At 59.4% G+C, this 17,030-nt stretch carries 17 protein-coding genes and 1 pseudogene; 6 read left to right on the forward strand and 12 right to left on the reverse strand.

Features of this window, described 5'->3' with window-relative positions:
- Window positions 1-20 precede the first annotated feature (20 nt).
- From B3I26_RS21065 to B3I26_RS21080, 4 genes and pseudogenes are all read right to left on the reverse strand, one after another.
- The gene (locus B3I26_RS21065) at window positions 21-1,862 is read right to left on the reverse strand and encodes an ATP-binding protein (protein WP_296260526.1); all 1,842 of its coding nucleotides are present in this window, start codon (window positions 1,860-1,862) and stop codon (window positions 21-23) included.
- A 530-nt stretch (window positions 1,863-2,392) separates the two neighbouring features.
- Window positions 2,393-3,922: a SulP family inorganic anion transporter gene (locus tag B3I26_RS21070; RefSeq protein WP_296260527.1), complete on the reverse strand. Its 1,530-nt coding sequence runs from the start codon at window positions 3,920-3,922 to the stop codon at window positions 2,393-2,395.
- 138 nt (window positions 3,923-4,060) lie between these two features.
- Window positions 4,061-4,795, reverse strand: coding sequence for a carbonic anhydrase (locus B3I26_RS21075; protein WP_296260530.1), 735 nt, complete (start codon window positions 4,793-4,795; stop codon window positions 4,061-4,063).
- A 328-nt stretch (window positions 4,796-5,123) separates the two neighbouring features.
- Window positions 5,124-6,182 (reverse strand): annotated as a pseudogene (locus B3I26_RS21080) (PA0069 family radical SAM protein).
- Window positions 6,183-6,375: 193 nt separating this feature from the next.
- Here B3I26_RS21080 and B3I26_RS21085 point away from each other — a divergent pair.
- A complete protein-coding gene (locus tag B3I26_RS21085) occupies window positions 6,376-7,050 on the forward strand; it encodes a dual specificity protein phosphatase family protein (protein WP_296260532.1) in 675 nt (224 codons plus the stop codon).
- 137 nt (window positions 7,051-7,187) lie between these two features.
- Here the strand turns inward: B3I26_RS21085 and B3I26_RS21090 are convergent, their stop codons facing one another.
- The gene (locus B3I26_RS21090) at window positions 7,188-7,475 is read right to left on the reverse strand and encodes a YheV family putative zinc ribbon protein (protein WP_296260534.1); all 288 of its coding nucleotides are present in this window, start codon (window positions 7,473-7,475) and stop codon (window positions 7,188-7,190) included.
- On the reverse strand, window positions 7,472-9,523 hold the full coding sequence (gene prlC, locus B3I26_RS21095; RefSeq protein ID WP_296260535.1) for an oligopeptidase A: 2,052 nt from the start codon (window positions 9,521-9,523) through the stop codon (window positions 7,472-7,474). Before prlC ends, B3I26_RS21090 begins: the two co-directional genes overlap by 4 nt.
- A 90-nt stretch (window positions 9,524-9,613) precedes the next feature.
- Here prlC and B3I26_RS21100 point away from each other — a divergent pair, with 90 nt between their 5' ends.
- Both B3I26_RS21100 and B3I26_RS21105 read left to right on the forward strand, forming a co-directional pair.
- Window positions 9,614-10,162, forward strand: a complete 549-nt coding sequence (locus B3I26_RS21100; RefSeq protein ID WP_296260537.1) for a gamma carbonic anhydrase family protein — start codon at window positions 9,614-9,616, stop codon at window positions 10,160-10,162.
- A gap of 33 nt (window positions 10,163-10,195) precedes the next feature.
- A complete protein-coding gene (locus tag B3I26_RS21105) occupies window positions 10,196-10,846 on the forward strand; it encodes an HAD family hydrolase (RefSeq protein WP_296260539.1) in 651 nt (216 codons plus the stop codon).
- Between the two features lie 103 nt (window positions 10,847-10,949).
- Here the strand turns inward: B3I26_RS21105 and B3I26_RS21110 are convergent, their stop codons facing one another.
- Entirely contained in the window at window positions 10,950-12,014 is a 1,065-nt protein-coding gene (locus tag B3I26_RS21110; protein WP_296260540.1) for an aminopeptidase, read from the reverse strand.
- 106 nt (window positions 12,015-12,120) lie between these two features.
- On the opposite strand from B3I26_RS21110, the gene B3I26_RS21115 reads away from it, so the two are divergent.
- Window positions 12,121-12,537, forward strand: coding sequence for a hypothetical protein (locus B3I26_RS21115; RefSeq protein WP_296260541.1), 417 nt, complete (start codon window positions 12,121-12,123; stop codon window positions 12,535-12,537).
- 204 nt (window positions 12,538-12,741) lie between these two features.
- Here the strand turns inward: B3I26_RS21115 and B3I26_RS21120 are convergent, their stop codons facing one another.
- On the reverse strand, window positions 12,742-12,975 hold the full coding sequence (locus tag B3I26_RS21120) for a DUF1161 domain-containing protein (protein WP_296260542.1): 234 nt from the start codon (window positions 12,973-12,975) through the stop codon (window positions 12,742-12,744).
- A gap of 134 nt (window positions 12,976-13,109) precedes the next feature.
- The gene (locus tag B3I26_RS21125; RefSeq protein ID WP_296260543.1) at window positions 13,110-13,541 is read right to left on the reverse strand and encodes an OsmC family protein; all 432 of its coding nucleotides are present in this window, start codon (window positions 13,539-13,541) and stop codon (window positions 13,110-13,112) included.
- 289 nt (window positions 13,542-13,830) lie between these two features.
- Between B3I26_RS21125 and B3I26_RS21130 the strand changes: the two genes are divergently transcribed.
- A complete protein-coding gene (locus B3I26_RS21130) occupies window positions 13,831-14,832 on the forward strand; it encodes an LLM class flavin-dependent oxidoreductase (RefSeq protein ID WP_296260545.1) in 1,002 nt (333 codons plus the stop codon).
- 204 nt (window positions 14,833-15,036) lie between these two features.
- On the opposite strand, the gene B3I26_RS21135 is transcribed toward B3I26_RS21130, so the two are convergent.
- Window positions 15,037-15,261, reverse strand: a complete 225-nt coding sequence (locus B3I26_RS21135) for a DUF1161 domain-containing protein (protein WP_296260546.1) — start codon at window positions 15,259-15,261, stop codon at window positions 15,037-15,039.
- Window positions 15,262-15,403: 142 nt separating this feature from the next.
- Window positions 15,404-15,619, reverse strand: coding sequence for a dodecin (locus tag B3I26_RS21140; RefSeq protein WP_296260549.1), 216 nt, complete (start codon window positions 15,617-15,619; stop codon window positions 15,404-15,406).
- Window positions 15,620-15,797: 178 nt separating this feature from the next.
- On the opposite strand from B3I26_RS21140, the gene B3I26_RS21145 reads away from it, so the two are divergent.
- A complete protein-coding gene (locus B3I26_RS21145) occupies window positions 15,798-16,124 on the forward strand; it encodes a DUF883 family protein (RefSeq protein WP_296260551.1) in 327 nt (108 codons plus the stop codon).
- On the opposite strand, the gene B3I26_RS21150 is transcribed toward B3I26_RS21145, so the two are convergent.
- Entirely contained in the window at window positions 16,125-17,024 is a 900-nt protein-coding gene (locus B3I26_RS21150) for a LysR family transcriptional regulator (protein ID WP_296260553.1), read from the reverse strand. It abuts the gene before it with no gap.
- Window positions 17,025-17,030 lie beyond the last annotated feature (6 nt).

Consider the following 17,030-nt stretch of genomic DNA (forward strand, 5'->3'; position numbering starts at 1 on the left):
TTCAGCTAATGACGGTTTTTTTACTTATCCAGCAATCGTTGCACCGCGCCCGCAAGGTCTATCAGTGCCTGGTTTAATGAAGGGGCGGCGGGAGCATTACCCTGACCGGCGATGATCACCTTGAAGGCTTTGAGCAACCGGGCGGCGTCAACGGACTGTGGATTACCGACGCCCACAGCCTGAATAAGGGCCTGGATCGCCGGGTTGTCGAGGTTCAGGTACAGACGGGTGAGGTAGGTGCTGTCGACGGTCTGGGTGAATTGTCGAGCCAGGCGCAGCGCTGAAGTAGAGACGCGCTTGTCGTTTTGGTCCTGCTCCAGCCGCTGTTTGAGCTGCGCCTCGTGGTCGGGCACCACCACCAAGGGCAGTTCGGCAGGGCTGAAACGCGCTGCCACCAGACGCTCCTCGTGCGCCAGATGTTCATGCAGCCACTGCCGGGACTGTTCATCCAGGTCAGCCAACTGGAACAGCTGGCGATTGCCCTGCTCGGTCCCCAGCTCAATCAAGCGAACCTTGCGCGCTTCGGCCCAACGGCGCAGAAACGGCACCACGGCATAGCGGTTACCCAATGCCACCGGCGCACCCATTGCGCGAAAGAGCATTTCTTCAAACCCGCTTTCATTGTCCAGAATCACGTAAAGCGCGCCCTTGAACAGCAACTCACGGGTCGGCAGATCGCCCTGCGAGGTAGGCACCTTGACGCTGTCCATGAGCAGGGCGAAGAGACGCTCATCACACAGGCACGCCCCCAATAACGCTTCGTTGTGGCGCGCCAGTACCCGGCGCCACGCCTGCGGCTGACTCTTGCTCAAGGCCAGCAGGCCGGCGACCAGAGCTTCACCAAGGGCATGCTGGATAGCGTTGTAGTGGCTGTCACGCTGCAGGTCTTCGCGGCTTGCAGTGGGCGTGAGCCGACTGGATTCGATGACTCCGCCAATGAACCCGGCCCAGGGTGGCAGCAAGTCGCGTGCGTCATCGTCCAGCAGCATGCCGCGCAGGAAAACCGACAGGTTACGGTTGTCGGTGGTGCCATACGTCCCGCCGTCCTGCACCCACAGCAAACCTATGGCGTCACTTGCGCCTTCGGGCTGCACCGGCATGCAACAGATGGGCTCGAAGTTGTGCTCGAAACGTGCTGCAAACTCAAGATTGCGCCGCTGCTGCAACGGGGGCGGCAACGCCAATGCACTTTGGTCGCGCCAAGGTGGCGGGGCAGGGTTGATCGGCTGCGCCTCCTCGCCTACATAGATGGGTTCACGCAGCAGCACGCAATAGCGACCCAGGATTTCACGCAAGTGAGCGGTGCGGGTCAGTGGGCCGAAATCATCTTGCAACTCCAGAAGGATTTCCGTGCCTACCGGTCTTGCAGGCATGGGACTGACGCTGTATTGCTCGGCATTGCTCGATACATAGACAAAACCCAATTCGGGTGTCTGGTAAGAGGTAGTGCGTACCGTCACCCGTTTGGCCAGCACGAAGGCCGACAAAAAGCCCAGCCCGAACATGCCGATCAGGCCGCTATCGTCCGGGTTTTCCTGGCGCAGGCCGCGGGTGTAGCTGACACCCACAGTGGCCAGAAATTCGTGAATCTCCGACTCGGTAAGCCCGGCCCCGGTATCGATGATGCGCACGGTATTTTGGGCGCTGTTCCCAATCACTTCGATACGGCTGGGACCCTGCCAATCCGGCTGCTCCTGGCGTCGACGCAGGATCGAATCGTGGGCGTTCTGCACCAACTCTCGCAGGGCCACCATGGGCGTGGAATAGAGGTGCTTGCTTAGCACCGACATGACCCCGGAGAGGTCGACGCCGGCACGGCGTATTTGCGCGGGTTCTGAGACAGCTGGGTCAAACGTGGTCATGGCTAACCTGCCTTGGTGACGAATTCACGCTGCCCGGCGCGAGCCGTGCCGGGCAACGCAGGAAGAGATAGTTGCATGGCGTGGCCGCCGATTTGCCTCGCGCATGCATCGTTTGCCCGACGGCATGCGTCAACGCAATACAGGGGTTTGGCCTGCAATGTGCGCGGCATGAAAGATGAGGGGGAGGGCAGCGCCTGGCAAGGCGATGTGCGCGCTGCACGGGCTGAGGCAGTTGTGGGATGGTTCGCTGCCGGGCTACTCGGCATCGCCAGAATAGCCCGGCGCGGTCGACATTAAACACTGCCATCAGCGCACTCGTCCCAGTGGCGGCCGTCAGCATGAAGTAGGTTCATGTGCGAAAAAATCCTGATTCGCTAAACACGGAACGCTCGATTATGCCGCAACATGAACCGGTCGGCACCCTGTGCCGGAGAACGCATAATCTGGACTTGGCCTCAAGCGAGCGTTCCCACGCCATTTGAAGCAAACGATGTGCATAGGGACCCGCTTCACAGGCTTGAACGCCATCGCTAATGCAAGGCCGGCCCACCGATCGAGGTCCGGATTCGACCCTCGACCCGCCGCTTGAGCAGGCGTTGTTCCAGCAATAATCTGGAACCCTGCGCAGCGTTTGCGCGGTCCCATTCTTCCAGCAGCTCAAGGCAAGAGTGGTCGATATAGCTAAGGTTGCCCAACGGCACATGCAGCGTAGTGCCAGCCGGAACACTGTTCAGGACGTTGGTCAACGCAGGCACCTTGAGGAAAGTCGCTGCACCGTTCAGACGCAACTCCATCTGGCCCTCAGCGTTAAGGTCCACCAGATTGATCTTCAGACGCGATGCGTTGAACGCCAGCTTCAGCAGCGTCAGGGCAAAGCCAAGCAGGACCCCGGTCAACAGGTCCGTCAGGATGATTGCAATCGCCGTAGTACCGTAGATGAACATCGGCATTCGCCCATAACGCCCCAGACCCCGCAACGCCTTGAGGTCCACCAGCTTGAACCCGGTGTAGACCAGCACGCCCGCCAGACTCGCCACCGGAATGCTCTGTAGCACGCTGGACAGCAGCAGCACGAACGCAAGCAACCACAGCCCATGGAACATCGCCGACAGACGCGTCTTCGCCCCGGCTTGCACGTTGGCAGAACTGCGCACGATCACGCCGGTCATCGGCAGCGCACCGACCAGGCCACAGAGCATATTGCCTACACCTTGAGCACTGAGTTCCTTGTCGAAGTCCGAACGCTGGCCGTCATGCATGCGGTCGACCGCAGCTGCCGACAACAGCGTCTCGGCACTGGCGATAAAAGCCACGGCAAGGGCCGCGATCAGGATCGATGGATCGGCCAGATTCAACAGGTCAGCCGGGCGCAACCAATCTATGGCTTCAGCAAGGTTGGCTGGCACTTCGACCCGTTTGACTTCAAGGCGCATCGCCAGGCTTGCCACGGTGGCAACGCCCACGCCAAGCAAGGCCCCCGGCACGAAGCGCAAGGCGCGAGGGCGACGCTTTTCCCACAACCACATGATCGAGATGGTGCCCAAGCCCAACACGCCGGCTTGCAGACCGCTGCCCGGACCGATGGCGCCGAACAGCGTCTGCGGCAAAGCAATCAGGTTATCCAGCCCAGAAGGTTTGGGGCCGCTGTCGAACATTACGTGAGCCTGGGATAACACGATCAGCACGCCTATACCTGCCAGCATGCCGTAGACCACCGCGGGCGCCGTCACCCTGAACCAGCAGCCGAGTTTGAAACGCCCGGCCAGCCATTGCAGCAAACCGGCCAGCAGCAGAATCGGCCCGAGCATGGCCATGCCGTGCTCGCGCACCAGTTCGAAGACTAGCACCGCAAGCCCTGCTGCCGGGCCGCTGACCTGCAACGGTGAACCGGCCAGCCAGCCGACCACAATGCCACCAATGATGCCGGTGATCAGCCCTTTCGCCGGCGGCATCCCGGACGCGATCGCGATCCCCATGCACAGCGGCAGGGCCACCAGAAACACCACCACGGAAGCCAGCAGCTCCCGCGGTAACAAGGACTTGAGACCTGTAGTAGCCATGACGACTCTCCGGAGAATTCTTCACACGTGACAACGCCCAACGACACGCGCAATGCGCGGCCGCTGTGAGCTGGAATGAGGGTGGAACCGTCAGGGGTGCCGCAGCTTCACGAGCGTGTTGCTGGGCTCAGTCGGCGATCAATAACGTCCGCGAGGTACGGTGGCCACTGGAGTCTTGTGATCGCCGTCCAGAGGCAGGAAGCAGTCCTCCTCGGCGTCGTACGCGCGAATTTCACTGGTCTCGATGTCATAGACCCAGCCGTGAATGAACAGCTGACCGCTGGCCATTTTTGACGCGACCGAAGGGTGGGTGCGCAAATGCTGCAACTGGGCAATGACGTTTTCTTCGGTCAGCACGTGCATGGTTTCGTGCTCATCGGAACAGCTGCAGTTGTCCTGGACCACGGTTTTGGCGACCTCGGCATGGCGCAGCCAGGCTTTGACGGTCGGCATTTTTTCCAGGGTGTCGGGGTTAAGCACTGCACGCATGGCGCCGCAATCGGAGTGTCCGCAGACGATGATGTGTTGCACGCCCAGCGCCAACACCGCGTACTCGATTGCAGTGGAAACGCCGCCGTTCATGGGACCGTAGGGAGGCACAACGTTGCCGACGTTGCGCGTGACGAACAGGTCGCCCGGGGAGCTTTGCGTGATGAGTTCGGGAACGATGCGCGAGTCGGCGCAGGTAATGAACATGGCGCGAGGGTGTTGTGCCGTGGCGAGCTTCTTGAACAGTTCTTCCTGCTGCGGGAACACGTCATGGCGAAAGTGTTTGAAGCCATCGACGATGTGCTGCAACGCCTCTTCGGCGGATTCGGCTTTTGCTGCGGCTTGAATCGCCAGCGGCTGCGGTTGTTTATCCCTGCTGCTCATGTCTCATCCTCTCAGTCGGGTTGAAGTGGAGTTTCCAGTGATTGCGGTGGATGTCCACTTTTCTTGGCAACGGACAAATGCCATCGGTGCGTGACAAACGGGTCACTTGCGAAACACCTTAGCGATACAAACTTAATTGAAACTGAATGCACCGCTCTAGGCCGGGGGTCTGGCGTTAGACATTCTAAAGCCCGAACGCAGGCCGACGCTTGGCGCCTGCTCTGATAGCACAACTTGCCGGTGGCACCTGCGAAATCGCCACCGTCAACCAGCGATGCTGCAAAGACCCGCGGCACTGCGTGGGTTTCGATTCAAGACGCCTCGGGAGTCACAGCAGCGACATCTGCCCGCCCGGCGGACAGAACGCCTGGCAATCGAGTTTAAAACGCTCGCGATGGTTAAGGCCCAATCTTTTCACCGCAATACTGTAGCGCTGCGCCAGCAGCTCGGCGAATACACCTTCGCCGCGCATTCGTGAGCCGAAGCGGCTGTCATACACCTGCCCGCCACGGCTCTGCCGAACCAGGCTCATCACGTGCTCGGCCCGTTGCGGGTAATGCGCCTGCAGCCATTGTTCGAAAAGCGGCGCGACCTCAAGCGGCAATCGCAGCATCACATAGCTCGCACTCAAAGCGCCGGCCGCCTTGGCTTCAGCCATGAGCTTCTCCAGTTCCATGTCATTGATCATCGGAATCATTGGCGCCAGCAAGACGCCCACTGGCACACCGGCATCGCGCAGCACCCGAATGGCCCGCAGTCGCGCCTTGGGCGCGGCGGCGCGTGGTTCGAGGATACGTTTAAGCTCATCGTCCAGCGACGTCAGGCTGATGAACACCGAGACCAGATTGAGCTTCGCCAACTCAGCCAACAGGTCCAGGTCGCGCAGAATCAACGAACCCTTGGTGATGATCGTGACCGGATGCCGATAGCGCAGCAGCACTTGCAGCGTGGCACGGGTCAGTGTGTATTCGCGCTCTATCGGCTGATACGGATCGGTGTTGGCGCCGAGGGTAATCGGCGCCACGCTGTAGCCAGGTTTGGACAGCTGTTGTTCTAGCAGCGCCGCGGCGTTGGTCTTGGCAATCAGCCTGGTTTCGAAATCCAGCCCCGGTGACATATCCCAATAGGCATGGCTGGGTCATGCGTAGCAGTAGATGCAGCCGTGCTCGCAGCCGCGATAAGGATTGATCGAACGGTCGAACGGAATGTCGGGGGAAGTGTTGCGCGCAATGATGCTCTTGGCTGTCTCCAGCGTCACGGTGGTGCCTTGGGTCACCGGCACTTCCTGATACCAACCGTCGTCTTCGGCCACCGAGCGGTTCGGGGCGAAACGGTTGTGCGGGTTGGTCGCGGTGCCGCGGCCGCGCGGTGGCAATGGAATGGACATGCGCGCCTCTCGATAGCTGTTTATATATACAGTATCGCGAAAATCCAGGCTCCTCCACGCTCTTGCGCGAGAAATGCCACGAGGCCGATCAATGGCGCTCAACGAAGTTTTGACATTTGCCTGACATCGCCTTGACCTCGGCGCGTAGAGACTTGCCGCATCCTCCACCGCTCGTCCCCCACGGTAAGACTCGATGCGCCTTCGATTGATCGCTTCGCTGGCCGCTACACTCATGGCGTTCTCTGCCTGCGCGGTGGCTCAGGCCGATAATTCGCCCCCTGCCGGATCGCGCCCGAGCGAGTGGGCTCAGCCGATCGACCCTCATTACAACCTGTACCAGATGACTCCGACGCTCTACCGCAGCCGCCAACCCGATGCTGACGCTCAGCCATTGCTGAAAAAACTCGGCGTGGTGACCGTGGTGGACTTCCTCAAGGAGAGCGACAGTCAATGGCTGTCGGACCCAACGGTGACGCAGATCCAGATTCCATTGCAAACCGTGCACGTGGATGACGCGGACATCATTCAAAGCCTGCGCACGATTCAGACGGCTCAGGAAAAAGGCCCGGTGCTGATGCATTGCAAGCATGGGTTGGACCGCACAGGGCTGGTGGCGGCGATGTACCGAATCGTGGTGCAAGGCTGGAGCAAACAGGCGGCGCTGGATGAGATGGAACATGGGGGTTATGGCGATGAGGACAGCCTCAAGCACGGCATCGATTACATCAACAATGTCGACGTAGACGCGTTGAAAGCTGCCCTCAACAGTGGTGCATGCAGCACCAGCGCATTGGCCGGTTGCTCGATCAAAGGTTGGTTTCAAAAGACCGACGTGATGGGCGTGCAGACCATTCTGTGGCGGTTATAGCCCAAAACCTCCAGCAATGCGGGCTTGCGGCGGCAGCGTTGTATCAGCCACGAAAAACATGGCATTGAGACGTCGCCACCACCGGCAAACCCGATTGCAAGGGCCTTCAGCCAAAGCCAATCGGTCACCCAAGCGCTTCAGCTGGGATCAACCGGCTTTTTCAGCTTCGGATTCGGGAAGAACTGCACGCCCTGCACCTTTGGACCGGCCGGCTTTACCGGCGCCTTGTTAACGCGTGTGCCCAGCTCTTTCGGAATAGATTGACCCTGGGCGTTGAGCGTATCGGAATACCCGCACTGCACGCACTCGCGATGCGGCACGTCATCCTCGCTCCACATCATCAACTTGTCAGGCTCGCTGCACGCCGGGCAGACAGCCCCGGCGATGAAGCGCTTCTTGGTAATCACGTGCGGTGTATCGGTCATGCTGCCGCGTCCTCACTCAGGCCGGAATGGCGCAAGAGTGCGTCAATCGAAGGCTCGCGTCCGCGGAAGTCGACGAACAGCACCATCGGCGCTTGCGATCCCCCACGAGCCAGAATCGCTTCACGGAACGCGCGACCGGTTTCGGCATTGAGCACGCCGTCTTCTTCGAACCGGGAGAAGGCATCGGCGGAGAGCACTTCAGCCCACTTATAGCTGTAATAGCCCGCTGCGTAACCGCCCGCGAAGATGTGCGCGAAGCTGTTGGGGAAGCGGTTGTAGGCCGGCGGACGCATCACCGAGACCTCGTCGCGCACGCCTTCGAGCACTTGCAGCGTGGTACGGCCATCGCCATGGGTGGCATGCAGTTCGAAGTCAAAGAGCGAGAATTCCAGCTGACGCACCATCATCAGGCCGGACTGGAAGTTCTTCGCCGCGAGCATTTTTTCCAGCAGGTCCTGAGGCAGCGGCTCGCCGGTTTCGTAATGACCGGAAATCAGCGCCAGACCTTCCGGTTCCCAGCACCAGTTCTCCATGAACTGGCTCGGCAGCTCGACCGCGTCCCAGGCCACGCCGTTGATGCCGGAGGCACCTGCATGTTCGACCCGGGTCAGCAGGTGGTGCAGCCCATGGCCGAATTCGTGGAACAGGGTAGTGACTTCATCGTGGGTCAGCAGGGCAGGTTTGCCGGGTGACGCAGGGGTGAAGTTACACACCAGATTGGCTACAGGGCTTTGCAGCGTACCGCCGGCGGTACGGCGACGGTCGCGGGCGCCGTCCATCCAGGCGCCGCCACGCTTGTTGGCGCGGGCATAAAGGTCGAAGAAGAAACGGCCCACGTGCTGGCCGTTTTCCTTGATTTCGAACAGGCGAACGTCGGGGTGCCAGGTGTCGAAGCCCTTGTGCTCGGCGATTTCGATGCCGTACAGCTTTTGTACGATGGCGAACAGGCCGCTCAAGACTTTGTCGATCGGGAAATAGGCGCGTAGAGTTTCCTGCGAGACGCTGTAGCGCTGTTCGCGCAATTTCTCGCCATAGAAACCCGTGTCCCAGCTCTGCAGATCCGCGCAGCCCTGCTCAGCGGCGTAAGCCTTGAGCTCTTGCAGATCCTGGGCAGCGAACGGTTTGCTGCGCTTGGCCAAGTCGCGCAGGAAACTCAGTACGTGATCGCTGGATTCCGCCATCTTGGTTGCCAGACTCAGCTCCGAGAAGCTCGCAAAACCCAAAAGCCTGGCCAGCTCCTGGCGCAGATCGAGGATCTGCTCCATCACCGGGCCATTGTCGTTCTTGCCCGCGTTGGGGCCCTGATCAGAAGCACGAGTGCAGTAGGCCGCGTAGACCTCTTCACGCAGCGCACGGTCCTGGGCGTAGGTCATCACCGCGTAGTAGCTCGGAAACTCCAGGGTAATCAAATAGCCGTCGAGGCCCTTGGCCTGAGCGGCTGCCGCCATTTGCCCCTTGGCCGAATCGGTCAGACCAGCGAGAGCGGCTTCATCGGTGACGTGTTTGGTCCACGCCTGTGTGGCATCGAGCAACTGATTGGAGAACTGGCTGCCCAGCTCGGACAATTTGCTCTGCACCTCGGCGTAGCGCTTCTGCTGCTCGGGCGGCAGGTCGATACCCGACAGTCGGAAATCACGCAGCGAGTGTTCCAGAATGGTTTTTTGCGCCACATCGTAGCCAGCGGCTTGCGGGCTGTTGGCCAAGGCTTCGAAAGCCTGGAACAACTCGCGATTCTGGCCCATCTCGGTCGAATAGGCGCTCAGCGCAGGTAGGCAAGACTCATAGGCCTCGCGCAATTCAGCGCTGTTGCATACAGCGTTCAGGTGGCTGACCGGGCTCCAGGCAGCGCCCAGCCGGTCGTTCAGCTCGTCCATGGCCAGCACCAGGCCAGCCCATGTAGGCTGCTTGCCTTGCTTGGCCAGGAGGTCGGCGATCGCTGCGCGGTTGTCGGCCAGAATCTGGTCGATGGCAGGTTTTACGTGCTCGGCGCGGATCGCCGAGAAAGGTGGCAGGTCGTAGGATTGCAAAAGAGGGTTGTTCGCGCTCACGGTTTGGCACCTTGGCAGAAAGAAACACTTGAGCATCTTAATTACAATCGGCGCTGACCGCAGCTATCAGCGCCAGAGAAGGAGCCTATCGTGGCTATTCGCAAGTTCCAGCATCACACGCCAGCCCTTGGGGAACGGGCGTTTGTCGATCATTCGGCGATTGTCATCGGCGATGTCGAAATCGGCGCCGACAGTTCGGTCTGGCCACTAACGGTGATCCGCGGCGACATGCATCGTATCCGGATCGGCGCCCGCACCAGTGTGCAGGACGGCAGTGTGCTGCATATCACCCACGCCGGTCCCTTCAACCCGGACGGTTTCCCGCTGTTGATCGGCGATGAAGTGACCATTGGCCATAAGGTGATGCTGCACGGCTGCACGATTGGCAGCCGAATCCTGATCGGCATGGGCAGCACGATCATGGACGGGGCGGTGGTTGAGAATGAGGTGATCATCGGCGCAGGTAGCCTCGTTCCACCGGGCAAGCGTCTTGAGAGCGGCTTTCTTTACGTTGGCCGTCCTGTGAAACAGGTGCGCCCGCTGACGGAAAAGGAAATCGCGTTTTTCCCATACAGCGCGAGCAACTACGCCAAACTCAAGGATCAGCATCTGGCCGAAGGTTTCGATAAACCCTGCTGAGCCGCTTATCCACAGCCGCCCATGAGAGACGACATGCATTACCAGAATATTCTGTTCGACCTGGACGGCACGCTGACCGATCCTCGCGAAGGCATTACGCGGTCGATCCAGTTCGCATTGAGCAAACTAGGCATAGAGGAGCCCGACATCACTCGACTCGAACACTTTATCGGCCCGCCGCTGTTGCAGCAGTTCATGCATGCCTATGCGTTTGACGAGGCCAAGGCCTGGGAAGCGGTGGGCTTCTATCGCGAGCGCTTCAAGGTCACCGGGCTGTACGAAAACAGGGTGTTCGATGGCGTGTTAGAGCTGCTCGACCTGCTGTCGGATCAGGGCCGCACGCTGTTCATCGCTACGTCCAAGCCTTGGGTATTCGCCCACGAGATCGCCCGGCATTTCGACTTCGCCCGGCATTTCAAGCTGATTTATGGCAGTGAACTGGACGGCACTCGGACCGACAAGGTCGAGCTGATTCGGCATTTGCTGGATGAGCAAAAGCTCGATCCTAAGCAGACGTTAATGATCGGTGATCGCAAGCACGATTTGATTGGCGGCAAGCGTAACGGGCTGGACGTGGCGGCCGTGGGGTATGGATTTGGCAGTCGTGAAGAACTGCAGGCCGAAGCACCAACCTATCATTTCGAGTCATTGAAAGAGCTGCATCTAGCATTCTTGAAGGCTTGAGGCGAGCCAATGGCGGGCGCATCCTGTAGCGGTCCAGCTTGCCGGCGGTGAGGCCCTGGATCGTTACCGTCGGCAAGCCGGCCTGCTGCAGGATGCGTTGCGATCAGGAAGATTTCATCAACCGCTCCAACGCTGCCTTGCGCTGATTCTGCGGCAGCTTACCCACATTTTCGACGGCATCGAAGAACGCAGGCCAGTCACCGTTGACCTGCTTGAACAGCTTCTCGAACGCAGGCACCCATTGGTCATATAGCCCGATGGGCAGCAGCCGGGCGTTGTTCATCGGCGCGTAAACCCAGCTGTCGAAGCGCTTGTCGCCATTCCACTGGCTGTCACGCAGTTGCCGGTACTCATCGCGCAAGCGCTCAAACTCGCCGGCTTTGCGCTGGCGCATAAGCTCTGGGGCCAGAGGCTCGGCGTATAAGGCTTTCAGGCGCTCGCGAGTGCCCAGCACCAATTGCGTCAGTTGATCGCGACGCAGGGCTTCGCTGGACGCTGTATCGGCAGGCAGCCCACGCGCGATGCGCCATTGCCGCGTGCCTTCTTCTTCCACGAATGTGGCGTAAGACTCATTGAACTCGCTGTCGTCCTTGACGTAGAACCGCTGGTGCGCCAACTCATGGAAGATCAGCGTCGCCAGACGCTCATCGCCCCACTTCATCATCGAACTGATGATCGGATCATTAAACCAGCCAAGGGTCGAGTACGCCTCGACACCACCGACATACACGTCCTTGCCATCGAGCTTTTGCAGCGCCGCCTCACCCCGCGCCGCACCCTGGTCGTAATAGCCGCGGTAAGCCACGCAGCCCGCAATCGGGAAGCAGTGGGTGACCGGGTCAAGGGAAAACTCTCCCGTCGCGAATACATTCCAGACCACGTAAGGCCGTTGGATATCGGCGTACAGGCGATAGCTTTTGTTATCCGGCAGGTGCAGGTGCTGAGTGGCAAACTTTCTTGCTTGTTGCGACTTGATCAGGTGATCACGCAATTCAGGGTCGCGCTGCGGATCAGCAATCACCTGCGTTACCGGCTCGCGGGCGCGCAACAGGGCCAACTGGCCGCCGGCCAATTGCGTGTAATAGGAAAGACTGGAGCAACCGCTGAGGAGTAAAATCGTCAGCGCCGGTAAGGCGCGCCCCAGACACAAGAGGTTCAATCGATTCATGCAGCGCCTTAACGTCTAATACAAGAATTGCCCACCACCAGCGTTATGCCGCAGAGCCGGTCCATCGCGCAACCCACAATGTCATCGCCTGAACGCGGAGTCCGTCATGCGCCTGCACCTCTCGATCATTGCCCTGAGCCTGCTGGCCGGTTGCGCAGGCCCGCTGCCTGCGGTCGACCCGCAACAGGCCTGGGTTGATCTGCATACCTTCACCGGCAAGACGCTGATGGCCGACAAACTCGATGGCGTGCGCACTGAAGACGGTCGCTATTTTCAGGTAAGCCCGGGCAAGCACAGGCTTGAAGTACGTTACGACTACGAATACGCGCCAGGCGGGCTGGGACTGTCGATGGACATCTACAACGAGCTGACTTGCTACGTCACCATCGACTATGACCACTTCGAGGCCGGGCACCGTTATCGCCTGGATGTGCGCCATATTGCCAACAGCATCGATGCGCAGCTGCGCGATGAGCAGCGTAAGGTGCTAGCGGAGGAGGGTCAGATCTTTTGTAATCCTTGAAACGCTGACTACCACTTCAATGTTCAATGGCGTTTGGCTCTGACCGGAAGGCATAAAAGCGCAACCTGCTCGCGATCGGCTGGGTATCGGCAGTAAACCCTGCCAACTGGGTGTAGCTGACACGACGACTACGCCCGCTTTTGCTGCCGCTTCACCACGTCGCGAGCCAGCTATGCTCCTGCGTCTTCGGCAGAATCTTGAAAGTCACCGATCATTGTTCTGATAGATGATCTTCTTCGTGCCGTTTTCGCAGGAACCTTTCACCATATTGGGGTCCTTGGCTTCGTCGTTGCTCACGATCTCCAGCGTATAAGAGCTGACGTTCTGCGCCTGGATCTTGGCTTCGATCTCGGCCTTGAGTTCTTCACAAGGCTTGGGGGCGGCGAACGCACTGGGGATCAGTGCACCGAGGATCAGGGTTACGGCTAGACGCTTCATGTTCGACTCCTGCGAGGCCGCGCGATACGCAACGGCCTTTCATGTGACATTGCTCGCCGCCGCCGGTTCGCTGGCCTCAGAAACGCAGATGACCCGCATAGGCGGGCCATCGGAGTCATGCGGTTGCGAACGGATCAGCTGACCAGGGTGGCGTTCAGTGTGATCTTGGCATTCAGCACTTTCGATACCGGGCAGCCTTCTTTGGCTTTGGCGGTCAGTTCATCGAACTGCGCTTGGGTAGCGCCTGGAATCTTGGCCTTGAGAGTCAGGTGCACAGCAGTAATAGAGAAACCACCATCCACCTGATCCAGTTTCACTTCAGCTTGCGTATCAATGGCGTCGGCTTTCAAACCGGCGTCGCCGAGAATCATCGACAGGGCCATCGAGAAGCAACCCGCGTGGGCTGCGCCGATCAGTTCTTCCGGGTTGGTGCCCTTGCCGCCTTCGAAGCGCGCTTTGAAACCGTAGGGCGCTTCACGCAGCACGCCGGTTTCAGTGGAGATGCTACCGGTACCAGACTTCAGGTCACCTTCCCAATGTGCGGATGCTTTCTTGACGATGCTCATGGTGTCTCCTCGTGAAAATAAGTGCGATTGGCTCGCACTGGACTAAAAGTGTGAGGAGTGTAGGCGGAACTTAGTTCCGCGGTTCTCACAGGCCGGCGTTATTTGCTGATTTCTCACCGCGGCAAATCCGACCAAATTAGTAGGAAATTGCTACTTACCCATTGCAACCTGAAAATACGGCTTTATCCTAAAGCCTTAACGCAAATATTTAGGCTTAACGCAGGTACAGCTCTCGCTTTAGGAAGCGTCCGGCGCCCAACCAAGCCCTCAAGAGGATCCACCACGGCCTATGAAACGCTTAGCTGATGTGAAGATTTCCACCCTCGACCTGGTGCCGGTTCGCGAAGATAAGGGTACGGCGCAGTCGCTGCGTAACTCGCTGGACCTGGCTCAGCATGTCGAAAAATGGGGATACAACCGATTCTGGGTGGCCGAGCACCACAACATGGACGGCATCGCCAGTTCCGCGACGTCGGTGCTGCTGGCCTACCTGGCAGGTGGCACCTCGACCATTCGCGTAGGTTCGGGAGGCGTCATGCTACCCAACCATGCACCGCTGGTGATCGCCGAGCAGTTCGGCACCCTGGCCAGCCTCTATCCCGGCCGTATCGATCTCGGGCTGGGCCGCGCACCCGGCTCCGATCAGATGACCGCGCGTGCCTTGCGTCGCGAACGCTCCGGCAGCGCCGACGATTTCCCCGATGACGTCGCTGAACTCATGAGCTATCTCGGCCCGCGCCAACCGCACCAACGGGTGATCGCCGTACCAGGCACCAACACTAACGTGCCGATCTGGCTGCTGGGCTCGAGTCTGTTCAGCGCGCAACTGGCGGGGCAACGTGGTTTGCCGTACGCCTTCGCTTCGCACTTTGCGCCACGCTTCATGCATGAGGCGATTCGCGTCTACCGCAGTCACTTCCAGCCCTCAGCCGTGCTCGACAAGCCTTATGTGATGCTCGGTGTGCCGTTGGCCGCCGCCGATACCGACGAGCGCGCCGAATACCTGGCGACCTCGGTGTATCAACGAATCCTGAGCTTGATCCGCGGACAAAGCCTGATGCAGAAGCCACCGGTTGAGAGCATGAACGGCCTATGGCTGCCCCATGAGCGCGATGCGGTCATGGATTTCTTTGGTATTGCCATGGTCGGCAGTCCTCAAAAGATTCGCGCCAAGCTGGATGTGCTGCTGGAGCAAACCGACGCCGATGAACTGATTTTTACCTGTGACATGTATGAACATGCAGATCGGCTGCGCTCGTATGAGATTCTGGCGCAGGTGGCCCGCAGCTGAGTCAAACGCAGACGCGAGCAAGTCCCTGAGCCTGGGCAACCTTCCATGTCGGCAGTGGCACGCATGTGCACGCTACCCTCGGCAAACCGTATGTGACAGCGGTAGGCGCGCACGGCTGGCGGCTCGCGGTCGCTTTAGGCCGCAGCCAAACCACCTCCAAAAAAAACCGACGCCTATGCGTCGGTTTTTTATCACGGGGCCGAATCAGCCGCGTTTGTAAACCAGTTCCTTGGTACCACCTTCACACGTACCGACGACTTTGCCATCGGCAGCGCTGCCCTTATCCACAGCTTCCAGTGTGTAGGAAGAGGCACCGTTGGCCTTGATCTTCGCATCGATATCCGCCTTCACGTCATCGCACGATTTCCCGGCTGCCATGGTAGTGCCCGCAATGCTCAACAACCCTACAGCCAAAAGAATCTTCTTCATCGGTCACACTCCCTCGTCAGGCGCTTTTCAGGCGTATAAGGCCGCTTGAAAGAAGCGGCCTGGCACATGATCCTCGTGTCGCGTTTACGACAGCGCGGTATGTATAGCGAAGGTTGTGGCATTCAGCCAGCTTAAAAGTTCATCAGCTGTCTTCGAGACGGAAACCTACTTTGAGGGTGACCTGAAAATGCTCGACCTTGCCGTCCTTGATATGGCCTCGCGTTTCGAGCACTTCGAACCACTCCATCAGCTTCACGGTTTCAGCCGCTCGGGCAATTGCATTCTGGATCGCGTCGTCAATGCTGGTGGTCGACGAGCCGACCAGTTCAAGCAGCTTGTAGGTGTGATGGTCAGACATGGCAGTTCTCCAAGTGGTCTCAATAGGCGTAGCAGCAAATTTGCTCTCTACGTCTGTCGTGGAAAGCGCCCGAAAAGTTCACAAAGAAAAACGGGGTCTGCGAATCCACACTGCACTTTCTCAAAACCCTGTAGTCGGAACCAACACACGCCACTCATCACTGCAGGAGAGTCACACCATGGCATTCACGTCATCCCGTAAAGCGTCTTTGCAAAGTATGGAAGCTGAGATCGAAAGTCTGCTCAAGTCGTTGGAGAGCTTGAAGTCGGACGCTTCGGACGAGTCGCGCAAGACCCTGAAGACCCTCAAAGCCAATGCCGAAAGCGCGCTGAGCCATTCGCGCAGCCTGTTGAGCGATGTCTATGAAGACGTCAAGGATAAGACTCGCGAAACCAGCCTGGCTACACGTGATTATGCACAGGAACACCCTTGGACCACGGCCGGGGTCGCCGTCGGTGCGGTCGGTCTGCTGGCCGCTTATCTGCTGTGCAAACGCAGCAACTGATCAGGCCTGACCTGAACGTCCAAGCTCTTGCCTGAGCCATTGAGCCAGTTGCAGGGCACGTCCGTCAGCGGCACGTTTAGGAACCCATAACGCCAGTTGCGCCGGGGTTTTAGTAAACCCCCATGGCGCAGCGAGGCGTCCTGCCTTCAGGTCGTCGGCCACCAGTTGTTCAGGTGCGATGGCAATTCCCAACCCCGCAACAGCGGCCTCCAGCAAGTAATACAGATGCTCGAATCCTTGACCATAACTCAATGCGTCGGGCTCGATGCCGTTCTGTTTCGCCCAACTCGGCCAGGCCTGCAAGCGCGACAGGGTTTGCAGCAACGGCTCATTTAACAGCGCCTGTAACGGCGCGTGGCTCAATGCCTCGAACCGCGCAAACCGTGGACTTAGCACAGGCCCTATGCGCTCGCTCGCCAACTCGAAGACCTGCATGTCAGCAGGCCAGGGCGGTTCGGCGAACACTAACAACGCATCCAGGCCAGGACGTCGAGGGTCGAGATCGCCTTCACCGGCCGACAGATGCAAGCGCAAATCCGGCAAATCGGCGTTCAGCCGTCCCAATCGCGGGATGAACCAGCGCGCCAGCAAACTGCCTGAGCAGCCCAGTACGAAAGGCGCATCGGCGCCGCCTCGGCTCAACTCTGCACATACGCTACGTAGTCGGTCGAAGGCCTCGCCAGTCGCATCACGCAGCCTGACACCGGCATCTGTGAGTTTAAGGCCTCGACCTTCCTTAGCGAAAAGTGGCACGCCCACGTGCTCTTCCAGTACTTTAAGCTGACGACTCACGGCGCCATGGGTAACGTGCAACTGCGCGGCCGCAAGGCTGACGCTATTCAGGCGGGCAGCGGCTTCGAAAGCCCGCAAGGCGTTCAACGGAGGAAGGTCCCGGCTCATGGCATC

The organism is Pseudomonas sp. UBA5706, assembly GCF_002419965.1.
Classification (GTDB): Bacteria; Pseudomonadota; Gammaproteobacteria; order Pseudomonadales; family Pseudomonadaceae; genus Aquipseudomonas.

What these genes read in the sequence shown, in the direction of transcription:
- B3I26_RS21125 (WP_296260543.1), bottom strand. Translation starts at nt 13,541, where the DNA reads ATGAGCATCGTCAAGAAAGCATCCGCACATTGGGAAGGTGACCTGAAG.
- B3I26_RS21105 (WP_296260539.1), top strand. Translation starts at nt 10,196, where the DNA reads ATGCATTACCAGAATATTCTGTTCGACCTGGACGGCACGCTGACCGAT.
- B3I26_RS21110 (WP_296260540.1), bottom strand. Translation starts at nt 12,014, where the DNA reads ATGAATCGATTGAACCTCTTGTGTCTGGGGCGCGCCTTACCGGCGCTG.
- B3I26_RS21120 (WP_296260542.1), bottom strand. Translation starts at nt 12,975, where the DNA reads ATGAAGCGTCTAGCCGTAACCCTGATCCTCGGTGCACTGATCCCCAGT.
- B3I26_RS21130 (WP_296260545.1), top strand. Translation starts at nt 13,831, where the DNA reads ATGAAACGCTTAGCTGATGTGAAGATTTCCACCCTCGACCTGGTGCCG.
- B3I26_RS21135 (WP_296260546.1), bottom strand. Translation starts at nt 15,261, where the DNA reads ATGAAGAAGATTCTTTTGGCTGTAGGGTTGTTGAGCATTGCGGGCACT.
- B3I26_RS21065 (WP_296260526.1), bottom strand. Translation starts at nt 1,862, where the DNA reads ATGACCACGTTTGACCCAGCTGTCTCAGAACCCGCGCAAATACGCCGT.
- B3I26_RS21075 (WP_296260530.1), bottom strand. Translation starts at nt 4,795, where the DNA reads ATGAGCAGCAGGGATAAACAACCGCAGCCGCTGGCGATTCAAGCCGCA.
- B3I26_RS21085 (WP_296260532.1), top strand. Translation starts at nt 6,376, where the DNA reads ATGCGCCTTCGATTGATCGCTTCGCTGGCCGCTACACTCATGGCGTTC.
- B3I26_RS21145 (WP_296260551.1), top strand. Translation starts at nt 15,798, where the DNA reads ATGGCATTCACGTCATCCCGTAAAGCGTCTTTGCAAAGTATGGAAGCT.
- B3I26_RS21140 (WP_296260549.1), bottom strand. Translation starts at nt 15,619, where the DNA reads ATGTCTGACCATCACACCTACAAGCTGCTTGAACTGGTCGGCTCGTCG.
- B3I26_RS21115 (WP_296260541.1), top strand. Translation starts at nt 12,121, where the DNA reads ATGCGCCTGCACCTCTCGATCATTGCCCTGAGCCTGCTGGCCGGTTGC.
- B3I26_RS21150 (WP_296260553.1), bottom strand. Translation starts at nt 17,024, where the DNA reads ATGAGCCGGGACCTTCCTCCGTTGAACGCCTTGCGGGCTTTCGAAGCC.
- B3I26_RS21070 (WP_296260527.1), bottom strand. Translation starts at nt 3,922, where the DNA reads ATGGCTACTACAGGTCTCAAGTCCTTGTTACCGCGGGAGCTGCTGGCT.
- B3I26_RS21090 (WP_296260534.1), bottom strand. Translation starts at nt 7,475, where the DNA reads ATGACCGATACACCGCACGTGATTACCAAGAAGCGCTTCATCGCCGGG.